This window comes from Kribbella sp. NPDC023855 (assembly GCF_040639475.1).
Taxonomy (GTDB): domain Bacteria; phylum Actinomycetota; class Actinomycetes; order Propionibacteriales; family Kribbellaceae; genus Kribbella.
Map to the genome: position 1 here is coordinate 169,689 of NZ_JBFAAA010000003.1, position 16,725 is coordinate 186,413.

At 68.1% G+C, this 16,725-nt stretch carries 14 protein-coding genes; 4 read left to right on the forward strand and 10 right to left on the reverse strand.

All coding sequences use genetic code 11. The features are described 5' to 3' along the window. Window position 1 precedes the first annotated feature (1 nt). From AB0F51_RS11490 to AB0F51_RS11505, 4 genes are all read right to left on the reverse strand, one after another. A complete protein-coding gene (locus AB0F51_RS11490) occupies window positions 2–1,285 on the reverse strand; it encodes a PLP-dependent aminotransferase family protein (RefSeq protein WP_360277722.1) in 1,284 nt (427 codons plus the stop codon). Next, window positions 1,285–2,343, reverse strand: coding sequence for an alpha-hydroxy acid oxidase (locus AB0F51_RS11495; RefSeq protein WP_360277725.1), 1,059 nt, complete (start codon window positions 2,341–2,343; stop codon window positions 1,285–1,287). The genes AB0F51_RS11490 and AB0F51_RS11495 overlap by 1 nt, the downstream gene beginning before the upstream one ends. Further along, window positions 2,336–3,262, reverse strand: coding sequence for an alpha/beta hydrolase (locus tag AB0F51_RS11500; protein WP_360277728.1), 927 nt, complete (start codon window positions 3,260–3,262; stop codon window positions 2,336–2,338). Before AB0F51_RS11500 ends, AB0F51_RS11495 begins: the two co-directional genes overlap by 8 nt. Window positions 3,263–3,331: 69 nt before the next feature. Then, on the reverse strand, window positions 3,332–4,636 hold the full coding sequence (locus AB0F51_RS11505) for an SGNH/GDSL hydrolase family protein (protein WP_360277731.1): 1,305 nt from the start codon (window positions 4,634–4,636) through the stop codon (window positions 3,332–3,334). 193 nt (window positions 4,637–4,829) lie between these two features. Here AB0F51_RS11505 and AB0F51_RS11510 point away from each other — a divergent pair, with 193 nt between their 5' ends. Together AB0F51_RS11510 and AB0F51_RS11515 are read left to right on the forward strand one after the other, a co-directional pair. Continuing rightward, window positions 4,830–6,383, forward strand: coding sequence for an AMP-binding protein (locus AB0F51_RS11510; protein WP_360277734.1), 1,554 nt, complete (start codon window positions 4,830–4,832; stop codon window positions 6,381–6,383). Next, on the forward strand, window positions 6,373–7,047 hold the full coding sequence (locus AB0F51_RS11515; RefSeq protein WP_360277737.1) for an SGNH/GDSL hydrolase family protein: 675 nt from the start codon (window positions 6,373–6,375) through the stop codon (window positions 7,045–7,047). The genes AB0F51_RS11510 and AB0F51_RS11515 overlap by 11 nt, the downstream gene beginning before the upstream one ends. 65 nt (window positions 7,048–7,112) lie before the next feature. On the opposite strand, the gene AB0F51_RS11520 is transcribed toward AB0F51_RS11515, so the two are convergent. After that, complete coding sequence (locus tag AB0F51_RS11520) at window positions 7,113–8,315, reverse strand: cytochrome P450 (RefSeq protein ID WP_360277740.1); 1,203 nt, start codon at window positions 8,313–8,315, stop codon at window positions 7,113–7,115. Window positions 8,316–8,461: 146 nt separating this feature from the next. On the opposite strand from AB0F51_RS11520, the gene AB0F51_RS11525 reads away from it, so the two are divergent. Together AB0F51_RS11525 and AB0F51_RS11530 are read left to right on the forward strand one after the other, a co-directional pair. Next, window positions 8,462–9,694, forward strand: coding sequence for an MFS transporter (locus tag AB0F51_RS11525; protein WP_360277743.1), 1,233 nt, complete (start codon window positions 8,462–8,464; stop codon window positions 9,692–9,694). Further along, complete coding sequence (locus tag AB0F51_RS11530; RefSeq protein ID WP_360277745.1) at window positions 9,691–10,719, forward strand: methyltransferase; 1,029 nt, start codon at window positions 9,691–9,693, stop codon at window positions 10,717–10,719. The genes AB0F51_RS11525 and AB0F51_RS11530 overlap by 4 nt, the downstream gene beginning before the upstream one ends. Before the next feature lie 2 nt (window positions 10,720–10,721). Here the strand turns inward: AB0F51_RS11530 and AB0F51_RS11535 are convergent, their stop codons facing one another. The 5 genes from AB0F51_RS11535 to AB0F51_RS11555 are packed head-to-tail and all read right to left on the reverse strand — an operon-like array spanning window position 10,722 to window position 16,723. Beyond that, the gene (locus AB0F51_RS11535; protein ID WP_360277748.1) at window positions 10,722–12,080 is read right to left on the reverse strand and encodes a hypothetical protein; all 1,359 of its coding nucleotides are present in this window, start codon (window positions 12,078–12,080) and stop codon (window positions 10,722–10,724) included. Next, window positions 12,077–13,450 (reverse strand): hypothetical protein, encoded by a 1,374-nt coding sequence (locus tag AB0F51_RS11540; RefSeq protein WP_360277750.1) that lies wholly within the window; start codon window positions 13,448–13,450, stop codon window positions 12,077–12,079. Before AB0F51_RS11540 ends, AB0F51_RS11535 begins: the two co-directional genes overlap by 4 nt. Beyond that, complete coding sequence (locus AB0F51_RS11545) at window positions 13,450–14,799, reverse strand: hypothetical protein (RefSeq protein ID WP_360277752.1); 1,350 nt, start codon at window positions 14,797–14,799, stop codon at window positions 13,450–13,452. The genes AB0F51_RS11540 and AB0F51_RS11545 overlap by 1 nt, the downstream gene beginning before the upstream one ends. Beyond that, a complete protein-coding gene (locus AB0F51_RS11550; protein ID WP_360277755.1) occupies window positions 14,796–15,773 on the reverse strand; it encodes a transketolase C-terminal domain-containing protein in 978 nt (325 codons plus the stop codon). The genes AB0F51_RS11545 and AB0F51_RS11550 overlap by 4 nt, the downstream gene beginning before the upstream one ends. Then, window positions 15,773–16,723: a thiamine pyrophosphate-dependent dehydrogenase E1 component subunit alpha gene (locus AB0F51_RS11555; protein WP_360277757.1), complete on the reverse strand. Its 951-nt coding sequence runs from the start codon at window positions 16,721–16,723 to the stop codon at window positions 15,773–15,775. The genes AB0F51_RS11550 and AB0F51_RS11555 overlap by 1 nt, the downstream gene beginning before the upstream one ends. Window positions 16,724–16,725 lie beyond the last annotated feature (2 nt).

Here is a 16,725-nt window from a genome sequence, read left to right on the forward strand (position 1 = left end):
CTCAGAGGTTGTCGTGGATGAGGGCGGCGAGGCGGTTCAGGCCGGCATCCAGTTGGGCGGCAGTCACGGAACTGCAGGACAGCCGGAGCGAGTTGGTCGGGACGCCGGAGTCGTAGAAGTGGTTCATCGGGGTCCACAGGACGCCGTATTCGTGGGCCGACTTCTCCAGGAGGGCGTCGTCCACGGGGAACGGGACGGTGACCACGACGAAGAAGCCACCGGACGGCACTGTCCAGGTGACCTCGCCAGCGGGGAAGCGGGTCGCCAGGCCGTCCGTGATCGCTCGCAGGTTGGCGGCGTAGACCTCGCGCTCACGCTGGTTGGCCGCGACCAGACTGCAGTCGTTCTGGAGCAGCTTGCCGCCGATCACCGCCTGGGCGACGGCCGAAGTGTTGACCGTGAGCATGCTCTTGATCTTCGACAACTCGTCGGCGAGCAGACCGACGCAGCCGTCCGGCGACGCGACGGTCTGGTCCGCGACCACGTAGCCGACGCGCGCACCCGGCAGCGCGGTCTTGGCGAAGGATCCGAGGTAGATCACCCGGCGATCGGTGTCCAGCGCCTTCAGGGTCGGCACCCGCTCGACACCGGCCGCGGGGAACAGCCCGTACGGGTTGTCCTCCAGCAGTAGCAGGTCCTCCTGCGAGGCGATCTCCAGGAGCCGCCGCCGACTCTCCAGATCGAGACTGAGCCCGGAGGGATTGGCGAAGTCGGGCATCACATAGCAGCCACGCGGACGCAGTCCCTCGGCGCGGGCACGCTTGACCACGGCAACAAGATCATCGAGATCGACACCCTCGTTGCCCCCGGCAACCGGTAGGACCGGAAGGTCGACCAGTCGCGCCGCGCCGGTGATTCCGACGTACGCCGGTGAGATCGCGAGCAACACATCGGCCGGGCCGGCCCGCAGCGCGCGGAGTACGAGGACCATCGCTTCCTGGCAGCCGACCGTCACGACGATCGCCTCCGGGTCGACGGTGATGCCTTCGTCGACGGCCAGGTTGCGCGCGATCAGCGGGTGGATGATGCCCTTGGTCCGGCCGTACTGGAAGATCGCCCGGCGCACCCCCGCCTCGTCGTACCCGAGCTCGTCGCGCAGATACCCGCTGAACGTGTCGAGGTAGGAGTGCAGGTCCTCGAGCGCGTAGAACTCCTCGGACGGCCGGCCCGCCGCCAGCGAGATGGCGTCGGGATAGTGGTTGGCGATCTCGTTGAGGAAGTTCATCGAGTTCAGCGCGCGGTCGGTGAGCGAACCGTGCAGGTCGGCGAGATCGAGATCGGCCATCACGCCCTCCCGGTGGTGAGCCGGGCCGCAGCGGCGAGGTTCGCGCAGCCCGCGAGCAGCATGGCATCGGCCAACTCCCTGCGCAGCAGCTCAAGCGCGGGGCTACAGGCATCAACAGCGAGTGCCCACAGCAACGGTCTCCCGACCAGTACGGCGGAAGCGCCGAGCGCGAGCGCGCGCAGTACGTCGGTACCGCTCCGAATCCCACTGTCCAGCAGCACCGAACACTCCTTGCCCACGGCATCCACTATCGGCGGCAACGCGTTGATCGAGGCAACAGCTCCGTCCAGTTGCCGGCCACCGTGATTCGACACAACGATGCCATCGGCCCCTATCTCCACCGCGCGCAGAGCGTCGCGCGGATCGAGAATCCCCTTCACCAGCAGGGGAAGCCCAGTTCGTTGCTTCAGCCACTCAAGATCCCGCCACGACACGGCGGGCTCAAAAGCCGACGCAGTGTGGGCAGCAACAGCAGACAGCCCCGGTACTCCGACGTGCGCCTCGCTCGGAGCATCGACAAGGTTGGCCGCAACGACATCGGGAGGCAACGCGAAGGAGTTCCGTACGTCGCGCAGCCGGCGGCCCATCACCGGAACATCCACGGTCACCATCAACGCACCACAGCCGGCCGCTTCGGCGCGATCCACCAACGACTCGATCATCGCGCGATCCCGCAACCAGTACAGCTGGAACCAGGAAGGCGCCGCTCCGGCGATCTTCTCCAGCGGGTAGCTGCTCAAAGTGCTGATCACGTAAGGGATCTGAGCCTCGGCCGCCGTCGTTGCCAGCAGCAACTCCCCCTCCGGATGCAACAGCCGCTGATAAGCCATCGGCGCGACCACCACAGGCATCGCGGCCACGCCACCCATCAAGCGGGACGACGTATCCGCGGCCTCGACACCGCTGAGCACCCGCGGCACCAGGGTCACCGAGTCGAGGGCCGCCCGGTTCAACTGGAGCGTCGTCTCACTACCGCTGCCCCCGGCAACGAAGTCACGGACGGCCGCCGGGAGTACCTGCGCCGCCAGTTCCTCGTACTCCGGGAGCGACTCAGGCATCGTCGAGAGTCCTGCGCAGCCAGGCGGCCGAATCGGCGAGGGCCTGACGAGCCGTGTCCAGGACGCCGGACATCGTGTAGAAGCCGTGGATCATGCCGTTGTAGCGGACCATCTCGGTGGGGACGCCCGCGGCGTACAGCTTCTCGGCGTAGAACTCGCCTTCGTCGCGCAGTGGATCGAACTCCGCGGTGATGACGAGAGCCGGCGGCAGTCCCGCGTGCGAAGAGGCGAGCAGCGGTGAGGCGAGCGGGTTCGTACCGTCGGACTCGTCGGCCAGGTAGTGCTTCCAGTACCAGTTGACCGAGGTGCGGTTGAAGAGGAACGGGTCGTCGCCGGCCCGCATGGAGGCGGTGTCCGAGCCGTACAGTGTGTTCGGGTAGACGAGCAGCTGAGCGGCCAGCGCAGGGCCGGAATCCCTTGCCAGCAAGGTGGTTGCGGCCGCAAGGTTGCCACCGGCACTATCTCCGCCCACGGCCAGGCGTGCGACATCAACACCCAGCTCAACGGCATGACCAGCGATCCACTGGGTGGCCCGGTGGCAGTCGTTGACGGCGGCCGGGAACGGATTCTCCGGGGCGAGCCGGTACCCGACGGTGATCACCTGGCACGGCACCAGATTCGCCAGCTGGCGGCAGACGCCGTCGGCCGTGTCGATGCTGCCGAGCGTCCAGCCGCCGCCGAAGAAGTACACCAGCGTGGGCAGCGGCCCTTCACCCTCCGGCCGATACCGACGCAGCGGCACGCCCGAGTCCGTGACCAGATCCTCGACGAGATGCACCGGCTCCACGTCGCCACCACCTGCCTGGATGGCAGCGAGATCGGCGGCGCGAGCCTCTTCCAGCGTCTGCGTGTACAGCTGCGGCACGTTCTCCGCTTCACGCTTCGCACGCAGTTCTTCGACCTGGGGATCCAGCGGCATGGGTGTACCTCTCACATTGATGGCCTGCCGCCGGCCAACAGGGCCGGCGGCAGGCGAGAAACTAGATTCTCAGCGAACCAGATGCAGCGGAACCGCGTCGGCCATCGCCTGGTAACCGGCATCGCTCAGGTGGATGTGGTCGCCACCGTCGTACGCCGGCAGGAGCTTCTCCGGCGCGGCAGGGTCCCGGACCGCCTGGTCGAAGTCCACCAGTCCGTCGAACTCGTGCTGACTCCGCAGCCAGGTGTTGACCGCGACGCGGGTCGCCTCCTTCTCCGCCGTCCAGCCACCCGGCGTGGTGAACCCACCGTACGGCGTGATGGTGGCGCCCAGACTGCGGATGCCCTTCTCGCGCAGCTGGCTGTTGATCTGCCGGAGCGCGGCGATGATCTGCTCCGAGGTGGCGCCGTTCATCCAGATGTCGTTCACACCCAGGTGGGTGATGACCACGCGCGCGTCGGTCTGGCCGTAGACGTCCTCGTTCAGCCGGGCCAGCGCGTTCAGGCCGAGCTGCTCGATGCCACTAGGGCCGCCGAGGATCGGACCGGAGCTGTCGTTCAGCAGCCGGTTGCCGGCCAGGCCGACGTTCAGCACGCCGGGAACCTTGCGGGGGTGGTCGGCTACCAGGCGCTCGGCGAGCTGGTCGGGCCAGCGGTTGTTGGCGTTCGGCGTACTGGCCAGGCCGTCGGCGATCGAGTCGCCGAGGACGACGATCGCGCCGTCGGACTTCTCGGTCTTGACGTCGACCCCGGACAGGAACGTCCAGCAGCAGGCTCGGGTGGTGATGTAGTCGGTCCCCGCGGTGGAGTTCGTCAGGTCACCGGGACCGAAGAAGTTCTGCTGCAGCGACTGTGCGTGCCAGCTGGTCGGGCCGGTCGCGGTCGGGTAGAAGACGCTGACCACCAGCGTGCTCAGGTCGGCGACCCGCAGGTTCACCGGATCGCTGAGCAGCTCGGCGCCCTTGTTCATCACCGCGGTCGGCGAACCGTTGAAGGTCAGCGTGCGCTTGGTGGCCGGGTCGATGTCGGACTGCACCGGCGTCGCGGTGTCGGCCTTCGCGACGGTCGCCGCGCCGATCTGCACCGGCCGGTCGCCGTAGATGTTCGAGAACCGGATCCGGACCTTGTCGCCCCCCACGGACGGCCGGACCACGTAGCGGGCGCTCTGGTTGTTGAGGCCGGTGGAGGTGAAACCGGTCGCCTCCGGGCGGACGACGCCGGTGGACCAGCTCCCCACCCACTCGGAACGGCCGCCCTGTTCGGCGGTCTGGGCTTCTGAGCCGGTCTGTGCCAATCCTGTGTAGGCCAGCGACGAGCCGGCCAGCGTGACGGCGGCCGCTAGTGCGGCCGATCTGACGGTACTGGGAATGCGCATGGAACAACCCCCCAATGGGTTGGCGCGCGACGGGCGAGAAATACCCTGCGCGAGTGGCGGTGACGGCAACCTAGTTCCGGATTCCTGACACGTCAACGGGCTCTTTGAATTACTCGCTTGAATTCGCCCGAAAGCTGGCCGCCGGGAATTTCCCGCAGTACAGTCTCGGCGGATACCGAAAGGGTGGGGCGCCATGTCGGTCGATGTCGTGCTGGACCAGGACCTGGAGCGGTCCGCTTCCTATGTCGTCACCGCACTCGGGCTTTTCGCGCGGTACGGCGAGGCCGAGGCGATCGTGGCCGGCGGCAAGCGGCTCACGTACGCCGAGCTGCGGACGCAAGTGCTCGATCTGGCCGCGACGCTGCAGCATCGCGGCATCGGCCCGGGCACCGGCGTACTCGTGCTCGCGGGCAACACGATCGAGTTGCCGGGCCTGCAGCTCGCGTTGCACCTCGTCGGTGCCCGGACGATGTGGATCGCACCGATCGCGGGCCGCCGGGAGATCGAGGCGTTCGCGCGGCTGTCCGAGGCGGACGTGTTCGTCTACGACGCGCGGACCAAGGCCTTGGTCGGCGAGCGCCTCGCCGTGAGCCTCGGAGTACCGGTGCACTGCCTCGGTGAAGGCGGGTTAGGACCGGACCTGCTGCAACCGCCGAGCACGACGTTCCAGCCGGAGTACGGCGATCTGGCGCCCGCGACCTGCCTGCAGACGAGCGGGACCACCGGCGAGCCCAAGCTGGTGCACCACCGGCAGGCCTTCTACGAGCAGATCCTGACGCTGGCCGCCGACTACCTGGCCGCCGGGCTGCCCGTACTGCGGCACCTCTCGCACTCGCCGATGGCGTTCGCGAGCGGCCAGATCACCAGCTTCTTCAACTTGTTCATGGGCGGCGTGCTGTTCCTCGAGGACGAGTGGGACGCCGGCCGCGCACTGGCGACGATCGAGCGTGAGCGGATCAACTCGACGTACGTGTCGCCGCCGCTGCTCTACCAGCTGCTCGACCATCCCGACCTGCCGACGACCGACGTGAGCAGCCTGTTCATGCTCAACGTCGGCGCCGGTCCAGCGGCACCAACGCGGCTACGGCAGGCCATTGCGCGCTTCGGGCCAGTACTGCGCATCGTCTACGGCCTGAGCGAGGTCATCGTCGTGACGGCCCAGCCCGGGCTCACCGAGGACCCGGATCATCCCGAGCGACTGCGGTCGTCCGGTACGCCGTACGGGGACGTCCGGGTGGAGATCCGCGACCCCAACGGCAACCCGGCGCCGGCCGGCAGCACGGGCGAGATCTACGCGACCAGCAAGCTCCGCTTCGCGGGGTACTGGGGCCGCCCGGACCTGACCGAGCAGGCCATCGTCGACGGCTGGGTGCGCACGGGCGACCTGGGTTACCTGGACGCCGACGGCTACCTCTACGTCGTGGATCGCGTGCAGGACACGATCGTCACCGGGGCCAGCAACTGGAACGTGTACTGCCGCCCGATCGAGGACCTGCTGCAGTCGCATCCGGGGGTCCGAGCGGCGGCGGTGATCGGCGTACCGGACGAGGCCTTCGGGGAGGTGCCGCACGCGTACGTGGTCCGGTACGACGGTGCCGTGGTGACGGCGGGCGAGCTGCAGCGGCTGGTCCGCGACGAGTTCAACGAGATGTGGACGCCGCGCGCCATCGACTTCCTCGACGAGCTGCCGCTGACGTCCGCCCACAAGGTCGACAAGGTGACCCTGCGAGCGCGACGTGCTCACTGAGGCGACGGACGAGTACTGCCTGGCCGAGGGAGAGGCCGCGAAACTGCTGGCCGGGCATCCGTGGCGGCGGTTCGTCGTACTGGGCGACAGCGTGGCGGAGGGGCTGTGCTCGCCGGTGCCTGGGTACTCCGAGCTGCAGTGGGCGGACCGGCTGGCGCATGAGCTCCAGGTCCCGCACTACCTCAACCTCGGCGTGAGCGGGCTTCGCGCGCACGAGATCCGGGCCACGCAACTGGCTCCGGCGCTTGCCTTCGAGCCGGACCTCGCACTGGTCGTCGGCGGTGGCAACGACGCCTTCAGCGCCCGCTACAACCCGGATCGCGTCGACGAGGAGCTGACTGCGATGATCACGGCGCTGCAGGCCGCTGGAGCCGACGTGATCACCCTCGGCATGTTCAACGTCTCCTACTCCCCCGCCGTCGCCGACTGGCTCCGTCCGGGCCTCCGGACCCGCATGACGACCCTGTCGGAACGCACCCGCGCACTCGCCGGACGCCTGGGCACGATCCACGTCCACCTGACCGACCACCCGCTTTCCACGGACCCGGCGCTCTATTCCCCTGACGGCCGCCACGGCACCGCCCGGAGCGACGCAATAGCTGCCGCCGAAACCATCCGAAGGCTGTCCGCCGAATTACCTGGATTTGGGCGTGCGGAAGCGTAGACAGTGGTTTTCCTCAATACCACTGAATTCAGGTTGAGTGAGTTTGTCGAATTGTCGCTGTGGGTTTACCTCCCGAGCACGATCGGTAGGGACTTGTAGCCGTGCAGAATGAGTTGGTCGGTGTGGATCGGTGGGCCTCCGAGGGTCAGCCGTGGGAAGCGCTCCAGGACCATCGGTAGGGCCAGGCGCGCCTCGGCTCGGGCCAGGGCGGCGCCGAGGCAGTAGTGGGGTCCGGCTCCGAAGCTGATCGGCTGGTTGTCCGGTCGCGCCGGGTCGAACCGGTCCGGCTCGGGGAACCGCCGAGGATCACGGTTCGCCGCTCCGGTCAGTACTGCGACCAGCTCCCCCCGCTTCAGCGGTACGCCGAGGAACTCCGTGTCGGCACTCGCCACCCGGATGAACACGTGCGCGGGCGTCTCGTACCGCAGTACCTCCTCCACGAACGCCGGTATCTGGACTGCGGGGCGCTCGAGCAGGAGCGGCAGGGCGTTGCCGAAGAGGTGGATCGTCGTGCTGAAGCTCGCATTGAAGAGCACCAGCAGGTTGCCGACCAGCTCCAGATCGGTCACCTGGTGCTGGCCGCGGTCGACCGCCCGGACCAGATCGCTGATCAGGTCCGCCTGCGGATCCTTCCGGCGCAGAGCGATCAGCTCCAGGTAGTACTCCGTGATCCCGGCCGCGGCCTGGTCCGCAGCCGCCAGGACCTCGGGTCCCTTCCGGCGGAAGTCGAGCCAGTCGTTGATCAGGTCGACCTGCGAGCGGAACCAGCTGATGTCCTCGTCCGGCAACCCGAGCAGCCGGCCGACCACCCTGGCCGGCAGCAGATAGGCGAACTCGGCCATGTAGTCGACCTCGGCGCCGTCGGCACCCAGCTCGGCGAGCCGGTCCAGCAGCTCGGCGGTGATCCGGACGATCTCGGGTTCCATCCTGCGGACCCGCCGCGGGGTGAAGACCTTGCGGAACAGCGCGCGCATCCGGCCGTGCTGGTCGCCGTTGCTGAACATCATCGAGTTCATCAGCATCACCAGCACCGGATGCCGCTGCCAGTCCGGCGTCGTCGAGGCCAGCCAGAACGCGTCGTACACCTCGAAGGAGGTGTCCCGCATCAGCTGGTCGACGGCCCGGTAGCTGTGCACGGTCGCGGCGTACGGCAGGTCGGGCGCGGTCAGCGCGACGGCCTCGCCGAGCCGGTGCAGGTCGGCGTACAGCGAGTACGGGTCGGCGGTCCCGCCGGCGGCGAGTGCTCTGACAATATCGTCCGCAGTCATTTTCTCCCCCAGGTTTTCGGCATGCCGGATGCGTGTTCTCTGCTTTCTTTCCGCGGCCTGGAACGGCCTTGCGGAACGCTTACCCCGAGCTGAAACTTGGCGTACTGTGACTGCCGGGGGCGGGCGCGGCGAGCAGAGGGGCGGATATGATTCAGCAACGGCGAGTAGGGCTTTACGCATTACTCACCGCCGATGTCTTCTCGGCCTTCGGCAGCCGATTCTCGGTGGTCGCCATTCCGTGGCTGGTGCTGATCACCACGGGCAGTCCGGCGAAAATGGGACTGGTCGCCGCGGCGGAAATGATTCCGTATCTGCTGACGAGTGTTCTGGCCGCGCCGATCGCGGACCGGTTCGGGATGCGCCGGACGTCGATCTTCTGCGACCTGAGCTCGGCGGCGGCGATGGCGATCGTGGCCGCGACGCCCGACTTCGGGTTCTGGCAACTGGTCGTGCTGATCGCCGTCGCGGGCGGGATGCGCGGCGTCGGCGACCGGGTGAAGCACGTCCTGCTGCGGCCGGTGACGGCGGAGTCGGGCATCCCGATGATCCGCGTGACCAGCGCATATGAGGCGATGAACCGCACTGCCGGGCTGATCGGAGCGCCGCTCGCGGGCATCCTGGTGGCAACCCTCGGAGCGCGCGAAACGATCTGGCTGGACGCCGCGACGTTCGCCGTTGCGGCGGTGCTGGTCGGGACGCTGGTGAGGCCGGCGCCGGAGCCGCAGGACGTCACGCCGGTGCGCGAGCCGTACCTGAAAGCGCTGCGCGGTGGGTTCAGCTTCTTGCGCGCGGACAAGCTGTTGCTCGGGATGATCTCGACCTTGTTCCTGCTCAATTTGTTCCAGCACGCGACCAGCACCGTGTTGTTGCCATTGTGGGTGCAGGACGTGTTCGGGTCGCCGACCAAGCTGGGGATCATCCTCGGTTGTTTCGCGGCCGGTTCACTGGCCGGGAACGTGGTATTCACGATCTTCGCGACAAAGCTTCCGCAGATGCTTTCCTTTTTCATCGGGGCGGCGATCGGTGGCGCGCCGAGAATTCTTGTCCTCGGGATCAGTGACAGCCTTTGGGTGGTGCTCGCGGTGACATTCTTCGCCGGGTTCGGGATGGCGAGTGTGAATCCGATCGTCGGCGCAGTGCTGTACGAGCGGATCCCAGCCGAGCTGCAGACGCGCGTGTTCGGGGTGGTCGCCGCGGTGGCGGTCTCCGGCATCCCGATCGGCAGCGCGCTGGCCGGCGTCGCGGCGGCGAACGCGGGCTTGCGGCCCACCATCCTGGTCGGCGGCGTGGTGCTGCTCGCGCTGACGCTGATCCCGCTCGTCCGGCACCACCGCCAGCCGGTGGCCGAAACAGCCCAACCCACAGGAGACCCCCGATGACCCCCGCCGAACTCGCCGCCGCCAGCGACCTGATCCTCCCGATGGCGATCCGCGTAGCCGCCACCCTCCGCGTCGCAGACCTGCTGGCGGACGGCCCGCTCACCTCCACGGCTCTCGCAGACAAAGCAGGTGCAGACCCAGAAGCCCTCCGAAGGCTGATGAACTACCTCGTCGCCCGTGGCCTCTTCCAGGCCACGGGCGACGAAGAACAAAGGGAAGGCGAGGGGGCATCGGCCGGCCGCCTCGGGGGCGGGCAGGGCAGGGCGGAGGCTCGCTTCGCTCTGGGTGAGGGCGGACGGTGGTTGCTGGATGATGCGCCGGGGTCGATGCGGAAGTGGCTGGATCTGGAGGGGTTTGGGGGGCACATGGATCGTGCCTTCTTTGGGTTGCTGGGGACTGTGCGGGATGGCGGACCTGTGGCTGCTGGCAACAAGTTGAGTCTGTCGGCGGGTGCGGCCGCGTCGTACGACGAGTTGATGGGTGAGCGGGCCAGGACCGAAGGGCCCGCTCTGGCGCAGGTGCTCGACTGGTCGCGCTTCACGCATGTCGTCGACGTCGGCGGTGGTACCGGTGCTCAGCTCATCGCGCTGCTGACCGCCTTCCCAGCCCTCCGAGGCACCCTCGTCGAGCTGCCCGCCAGCATCGAGACCGCCCAGCGTGAGTTCTCCAAGGCCGGTGTGACCTGCGACGTCCTCGGCGGCAACCTCTTCGAGCTGGAACTCCCGCAGGCCGACGCGTTCGTACTGCGCTATCTCCTGCACTCCTTCGAGGACGACCAAGCCGTCGAGGCGCTCACCAAGTGCCGGAACGCCCTGCTCCCCGGCGGTTCCGTCCTGGTCCTGGAGGCCTCCGACACCGTCCCGGCCGTGTTCGCCGCGATGGACCTGCTGATGCTCGTCCTCGGCCACGGCCGCGAACGCACTCTCGCCGAGTACGACGCCGCAGCAGCGGCCGCGGGCCTGCGCCGGGCAGCCATCCACACCCCCACGGCAGGTCCACGCGCATTGGAGTACGTCGCCCACTAGCATCACGCGCTACCGAGTAGGAGTGAGCCGGTGACGTGGACGTTGCGCTTGAGGTTGAGAACCTCCCCCTCGCCCTGACTGCCGATCCGCACGTAGCACCCCGAACCGCGCCGCCCGAAGGTGTACGGCCCGATCGAGAACGGCACCTCGGCGGTGTCATGCGCACCGCTGTCCAGATGCACGAAGTCCATCACCATCCGGTCCGGCCGCGAGTAGTCCTGCACCAGATGCAGTCCCTCCGAGGCGCCCCGCTCGACCAGCGCCTGCCACACCTCAGGACTCGCCTCCCGGCCGACCACGACGCCTGAACCACCAAACTCGTCGGCGGGCTTGAGGACCAGCAGCTCCTGCTCAGCAAGCACGGAGGAGACCAGCTCCGGGGTAAGAAGTCGCGTGCGTGGCAGGTGGGTCCGTACCAGCTCCGCGTCCGCAGAGGGCAGCAACGAGGCGTCCTCCCAGAGCCAGGCGAACACCAGCTTGTTGCTGATCAGCCACGAAGCCGCCGAGGTGAACAGCCTCGCAGTACCGGCCTGCACGGCGTCCTTGATCGCGTGCAGACCAACGGTCGGTGGCATCTCGGAGCAGACGAACAACCGCAGGATCGCCTCGATCCGGCGATCACGTCCCATCAGCTCGTTGTTCTCGTTCAGCGACAGCCAGTCGACCGGCTGGACGTCCATGTCGTAGCCGTGTGCGCGGCCGCGCTCCACGAACGGCTGCAGGAGTTCGACCAGCTTCTCCGGGTCGTGCGACTCCGGATACTCGCCGTCGGTCCGGAACACCATCGTCAGGCGGGCACCCTCGGCAAGCCCGAGTGCCGCGCGAATCGCGGCGTACCGGCCGTCGACCGCCGACGCAGGCGTCTCGACCGGCAGCAACCTGTCCACTCCCGAAGTGCGGAAGAGGTCGAGGAAGCGCGCCGAGACCTTCTCGGAGTCCCAGACGCTGCCGACATCGCTGCCGACGTTGAACTCGACGAACTTCGGTACGCCGTCGGTCAGCAGGATGTCCGGTCGCCCGGACATCACCAAGTGGTCGCCGAGAGGCTCGGCGTCGTCCAGGAACTCGACCCGGCCGTCCGGGATGCCGAGCAGCTTGCGCAGTTCACCCGCTGTACCGGCTCGGCGCCGGCAACAGTCGAGCAGCAGTTGCAGCATTCGATCGCTCAACGCGTACAGGTCGTCCAGCCAGTGCTTGTCCATCAAAACCGGCCGGAGCGGACGCCACGTCTCGTTGTAGGTGGCGATCTCGTCGAAGACCTCACGCCAGCCGGCGTCGCCCGCGGCCAGCACTGCCGCCCGAACCTCGGCGGATAAGTTGCCCCAGGCATCGAATCCGCGCTGCGCCTGCCAATCGGTCATGTCGTGACCAGGAGCGGCCCGGTGACGTGGATGGCGCGCTTCAGGTTCAGCACCTCACCTTGCTCGTGGCAGCCGACCCGCAGGAAGCAGCCGAACGCCTTCCGGCCGAACGTGTACGGCCCCACGGAGTACGGCACCTCGACCTGCAACCGCTCGCCGGTCTCGATGTGGGTGAAGTCCATCGTCAGCCGGTCCGGCCGGACGTAGTCCTGCAACAGGTAGCCGCCCCGGAGAATCGCCTCCTCGAGCCCGTCCCGCCACGCGCCGGGGTCGGTCTCATGGCCGACCAGTACGCCGGCACCGCCGTAGTCGTCGGCCGGCTTCAGCACCAGCGCGGCCTGATCGGCAAGGGCCTCGTTGAGCATCGACGCGGTGATGATCCGGCTCCTGGGGACGTGGCGCCGGACGAGTTCCTGGTCCTCCTCGGGCAGCAGATCCAGGTCGTCCCAGAGCCAGGCGAGCACGAGCTTGTTCGCCAGCAGCCAGCCCGCCGACGAGGTGAAGAGTTTGGACCGGCCGGACTCGACCGCGGCCTTCAGCGCCGCCTGGCCGGGAATCTGCGGCATGTCCGTGCAGACGAACAGGCGGAACACGGCTTCCACCGGCCTGCCCTGGTTGAGCAACTCACCGTCCTCGCCGGGCTCGAGCCAGACGAGTGGGGCGACGTCGCCGTCGATCCCGAACGCCTTGCCACGCTCGATGTACGGGTCGAGCGAACGGACGATCGCGGGCAGGTTGTCGCTGCCGGGGTAGTCGCCTTCGGTGCGCAGTACGGTCGTCAGCCGGTCGCCGGGCTGGAGGCCAAGGGTGTCGATGATCGCGCGGTACCGACCGTCGACCGGCGAAGGCGGCGCGGCGACCCGCACCGGACCGTCCGTCCCGTCGAGCGTCTCCAGACCGTGCTCGGTGAACATCGAGAGGAAGCGCGTCGAGACGCGTTCGGTGTCCCAGACGCACCCGGCCTCACTGCCGATGTTGAACTCGACGAACTTCGGTACGCCGCCGCTGATCAGGATGTCCGGCCGGCCGGACTGGATCAGGTGCTCGCCGAGCACCTCGTCGTCGTCGAGATACTCGATCAGGCCGTCCGGCGTACCGAGGAGTTTGCGCAACTCACCGGCCGTCGTCGCCCGGCGCATCCCGGTCTCCAGGAGGAGCTGCAGCAGTCGGTCCATCACCGCACCGAGCGCGTCGTACGTGTCCTGGTGGATCATCACCGGCCGCAGCGGGCGCCAGGACTTGTTGAAGGTCAGAACTCCGTTGAAAACCTTCTGCCAGTCCTCTTCGCCGGCCGCGAGCACCTTGTCCTTGGCAGCCTGCGGCAACTCGTGCCAGTAGTCGAAGGACGTCCCCTGCCAGTCGAAGCTCATCAGTACTCCCCCACGTTCACGAGTAGCAGGCCGCCGGTCAGCGCCCCTTGGGTCAGGTTCACCACCCCGCCCGCTCCGGGCGGTGAGAAACGAGTGAAGGCACCGGCGGGGATCCGGTCGAACAGGTAGGTCGAGACGCAGTACGAGACGTCCGCCTCGACCACCTCGCCGGTGGCCGGCTTGAGGAACTGCATCGTCAGCGGATCCGCCTCGATCAGCTCCTGGAAGATGTGCGGCCCCTGCGCCCCGTCGATCGCCGCGATCCAGTCCTCCGGCGAGGTGAGCGGCCCGATGAAGACGCCGTGGCCGCCGTAGTCGTCGGTCGGTTTGAACACCAGCCGCTCGCGTTCGTCGATCAGCCGCTGCCGGTGCGCGGTTTCGTAGAGCCAGGTGCGCGGGATGTGCGCGCGGACGATCTCGGCGTCTTCTTCGGGCAGTTGGTCGACGTCGTCCCACAACCAGGCGAAGATCGTCTTGTTGCTCAGCAACCAGACAGCAGTAGGCAGATACATCCGGAAGGTCCCGGCCGCGTACGCCGCCTGCAGCGCCTTCATCCCCTCGGAGTCGCTGACGAACGTCGGCACGAACATCCGCCAGACCGCGTCGAGGGTCCTGTCTCCGGCCATCAACCGCCCGTCCGCGTCCTGGACGAGCAACTCGAGCGGGTAGACGAGCAGGTCGACGCCCAGCTCCCGGCCCCGGTCGGCGAAGGGCCGCAGCCGGTTGATCATGTACGCCGTGTCGTTCGCGCGCGGGTAGCCGCCCTTGGAGGTGTAGACCATCGCGGTGACCTTGCCGGGCCCGACATCCGCCCGGATCGCGTCGAAGCGACCGTCGACCGCCGACGGCGCCTTGGCCGCACCCATCGCGGTGAACATCGGCTCCTCGCGGTAGACCTCCATCCACCGCTTGATCACGCCATCGGCATCCAGTACGCCGCCCAGCGCGCTCTCGACGTTGCACTCCACCATCCGCGGCACGCCACGCTCCAGCAGCAGATCCGAGCGGATCGCGTTGAGCAGCCGTCCGGTGAGTGGCTCGTCGTCATCCAGAAACTGGATCCGGCCGTCCGGGACGCCCAGTACGGCGCGCAGCTCGCCGGCCGTCCGGGCGCGGCGACGACAGGCGTCCAGCACGAGTTGCGAGACCCGCTGCGTGATGCGGTTCATCTCGGCGAACCCGGCGTGGGTGGCGACCGGGGAGCGCAGCGGGATCCAGTTCTGGTTCTGCAGCGCGACATCGTCGTACACCTGCTGCCAGTATTTGTGGCCGTAAGCAAGGAATCGCTCGCGGACGTGGTCCGGCAGGACCGGCCAGAGCTCGGCGGCGGATGGTCGGGTCGTCGTCACTTCTTCTCCCCCTCGAGTACGCCGCGGACGGCCGCGACCAGGTCATCGCGTCCGGGCTGGACCGCTCGATCGAGGGCCAGTGCGAACGGCAGCACGGCACCATCGGGCCGGGTGACTCGTCGCGGCGGCGCCACCAGCTCGAACCGCTCAGCAGCCAGCGCCAGTACTTCGGCGCCGAAGCCGCTGGTCCGGTTCGAGTCGTCGATCACCACCAACCGTCCGGTCCGGGCGACCGACGCGGCCAGGCCCTCGACGTCGAACGGATAGACGGTCCGCGGATCGAACACCTCGATCGACGCCTCACCGGCCAGCTCGTCGGCGACCGCCAGGGCATCCTGCAGAAGGTGGCCCAACGCAACCACCGTGACATCGGACCCGGCCCGGGCGATCCGGCCGACACCGAGCGGCACCGGCGCCAAGGTCGAGAAGTCGACATCTTCCCGGAAGCCGAGCGCTCCGGCCGGCGCGAAGACGACCACCGGGTCGTCGTCGCGGATTGCCGACAGCAACAATCCGTAGGCGTCCGCGGGAATCGCCGGCACCACCGTCTTCACGCCTACATGCGCGAACAGGCTGTAGGGATGGTCGGAGTGCTGCCCGGCCCACCCGGTCCGCGACCCCGACCCCGGTACGACGTACGTGACCGGCACACTGCACTGCCCACCGGACATCAGCGACAGTTTGTGGGCCTGGTTCGCGATCTGCTCGAAGACGAGGAAGAGCAGCGACGGGATCTGGAACTCGATCACCGGTCGCAGCCCGGCCAGTGCCGCACCGGTCGCGAAGTTGGTGAACGCCTGCTCCGACAACGGCGTATCGAGCACCCGCTCCGGCCCGAAGCGCCCGAACAGACCGGCGGTGAGGTTGGACGCCGCGACGCGGATGTCCTCACCGAGCAGGAACACCTGCTCGTCGGCCTCCATCTCGTCACCGAGCGCGCGGTTCATCGCCTTCAAGTAGGACAACTTGGGCATCAGCTGAACACCTCCGGCGATGCGTAGAGATACTCGAGAGCAGCGGCGGGATCGGGATGGGCGCCACCCAGCGCACTCCCGGCCGCCGCATCGAGCAGCGCTTCGATCTCGGCATCGACGGCCGCGCGGTCCTCGGCGGACAGCCGGGCACCCTGGATCTCCACCGGATCCCGTGAGCACCCAGCGGCCAGTTCTTCGGCCGACCGATAGTTCAACCGAGCCCGGTGCTCGAACGTGTGGTGCGCGTCGAACCGGTACGTCGTGCACTCCAGGAAGGTCGGCCCCCTACCCGCCCGGGCCCGCTCGACCGCGGCAGTCGTTGCCGCCAGCACCTTCTCGGGATCCTGCCCGTCGATCGTGAAGGCCGGGATGCCGAACGCCTTGGCCCGGCCGGTGATGCTGCCCGCCACCGCCGACGCCACCGGCATCGTGGTGGCGTAGCCGTTGTTCTCGCAGACGAACAGCACCGGGACGTTCCAGAGCGCGGCCAGATTGAATGCCTCCAGCAACATCCCTTCGTTGACCGCGCCGTCACCGAAGAAGGTGGCGGCGACAGTCGAACGGCCCAGCCGGCGGTGCGCCCAGGCGGCGCCGGTCGCGATCGAGCCGGCCGCACCCACGATGGCGTTCGCGCCAAGAATGCCCAGGCCGAAGTCGGCCGCGTGCATCGAACCGCCCCGGCCCTTGTTCAGCCCCGATTCCCGGCCCATCAGCTCGGCGAACATCCGGGCCGGGTTCACCCCCTTGGCCAGCACGTGACCGTGTCCGCGATGCGTGCTGGTGATCAGGTCGTCCGTCCGCAACGCGGCGCACACTCCGGCGGCGATCGCCTCCTGACCGACGTACGGGTGAATGCCGCCGACGATCTCACCGGACCGGACGAACTCGATCGCACGCTCCTCGAAGCGGCGGATCAGCCGCACGGTCCGGTAGAGGTCGACGGTCGTCATCG

Excerpts from the sequence above, each read along its gene's own strand:
- AB0F51_RS11505 (WP_360277731.1), bottom strand. The coding sequence starts at position 4,636 with ATGCGCATTCCCAGTACCGTCAGATCGGCCGCACTAGCGGCCGCCGTC.
- AB0F51_RS11555 (WP_360277757.1), bottom strand. The coding sequence starts at position 16,723 with ATGACGACCGTCGACCTCTACCGGACCGTGCGGCTGATCCGCCGCTTC.
- AB0F51_RS11535 (WP_360277748.1), bottom strand. The coding sequence starts at position 12,080 with ATGACCGATTGGCAGGCGCAGCGCGGATTCGATGCCTGGGGCAACTTA.
- AB0F51_RS11525 (WP_360277743.1), top strand. The coding sequence starts at position 8,462 with ATGATTCAGCAACGGCGAGTAGGGCTTTACGCATTACTCACCGCCGAT.
- AB0F51_RS11490 (WP_360277722.1), bottom strand. The coding sequence starts at position 1,285 with ATGGCCGATCTCGATCTCGCCGACCTGCACGGTTCGCTCACCGACCGC.
- AB0F51_RS11550 (WP_360277755.1), bottom strand. The coding sequence starts at position 15,773 with ATGCCCAAGTTGTCCTACTTGAAGGCGATGAACCGCGCGCTCGGTGAC.
- AB0F51_RS11540 (WP_360277750.1), bottom strand. The coding sequence starts at position 13,450 with ATGAGCTTCGACTGGCAGGGGACGTCCTTCGACTACTGGCACGAGTTG.
- AB0F51_RS11495 (WP_360277725.1), bottom strand. The coding sequence starts at position 2,343 with ATGCCTGAGTCGCTCCCGGAGTACGAGGAACTGGCGGCGCAGGTACTC.
- AB0F51_RS11510 (WP_360277734.1), top strand. The coding sequence starts at position 4,830 with ATGTCGGTCGATGTCGTGCTGGACCAGGACCTGGAGCGGTCCGCTTCC.
- AB0F51_RS11520 (WP_360277740.1), bottom strand. The coding sequence starts at position 8,315 with ATGACTGCGGACGATATTGTCAGAGCACTCGCCGCCGGCGGGACCGCC.
- AB0F51_RS11500 (WP_360277728.1), bottom strand. The coding sequence starts at position 3,262 with ATGCCGCTGGATCCCCAGGTCGAAGAACTGCGTGCGAAGCGTGAAGCG.
- AB0F51_RS11530 (WP_360277745.1), top strand. The coding sequence starts at position 9,691 with ATGACCCCCGCCGAACTCGCCGCCGCCAGCGACCTGATCCTCCCGATG.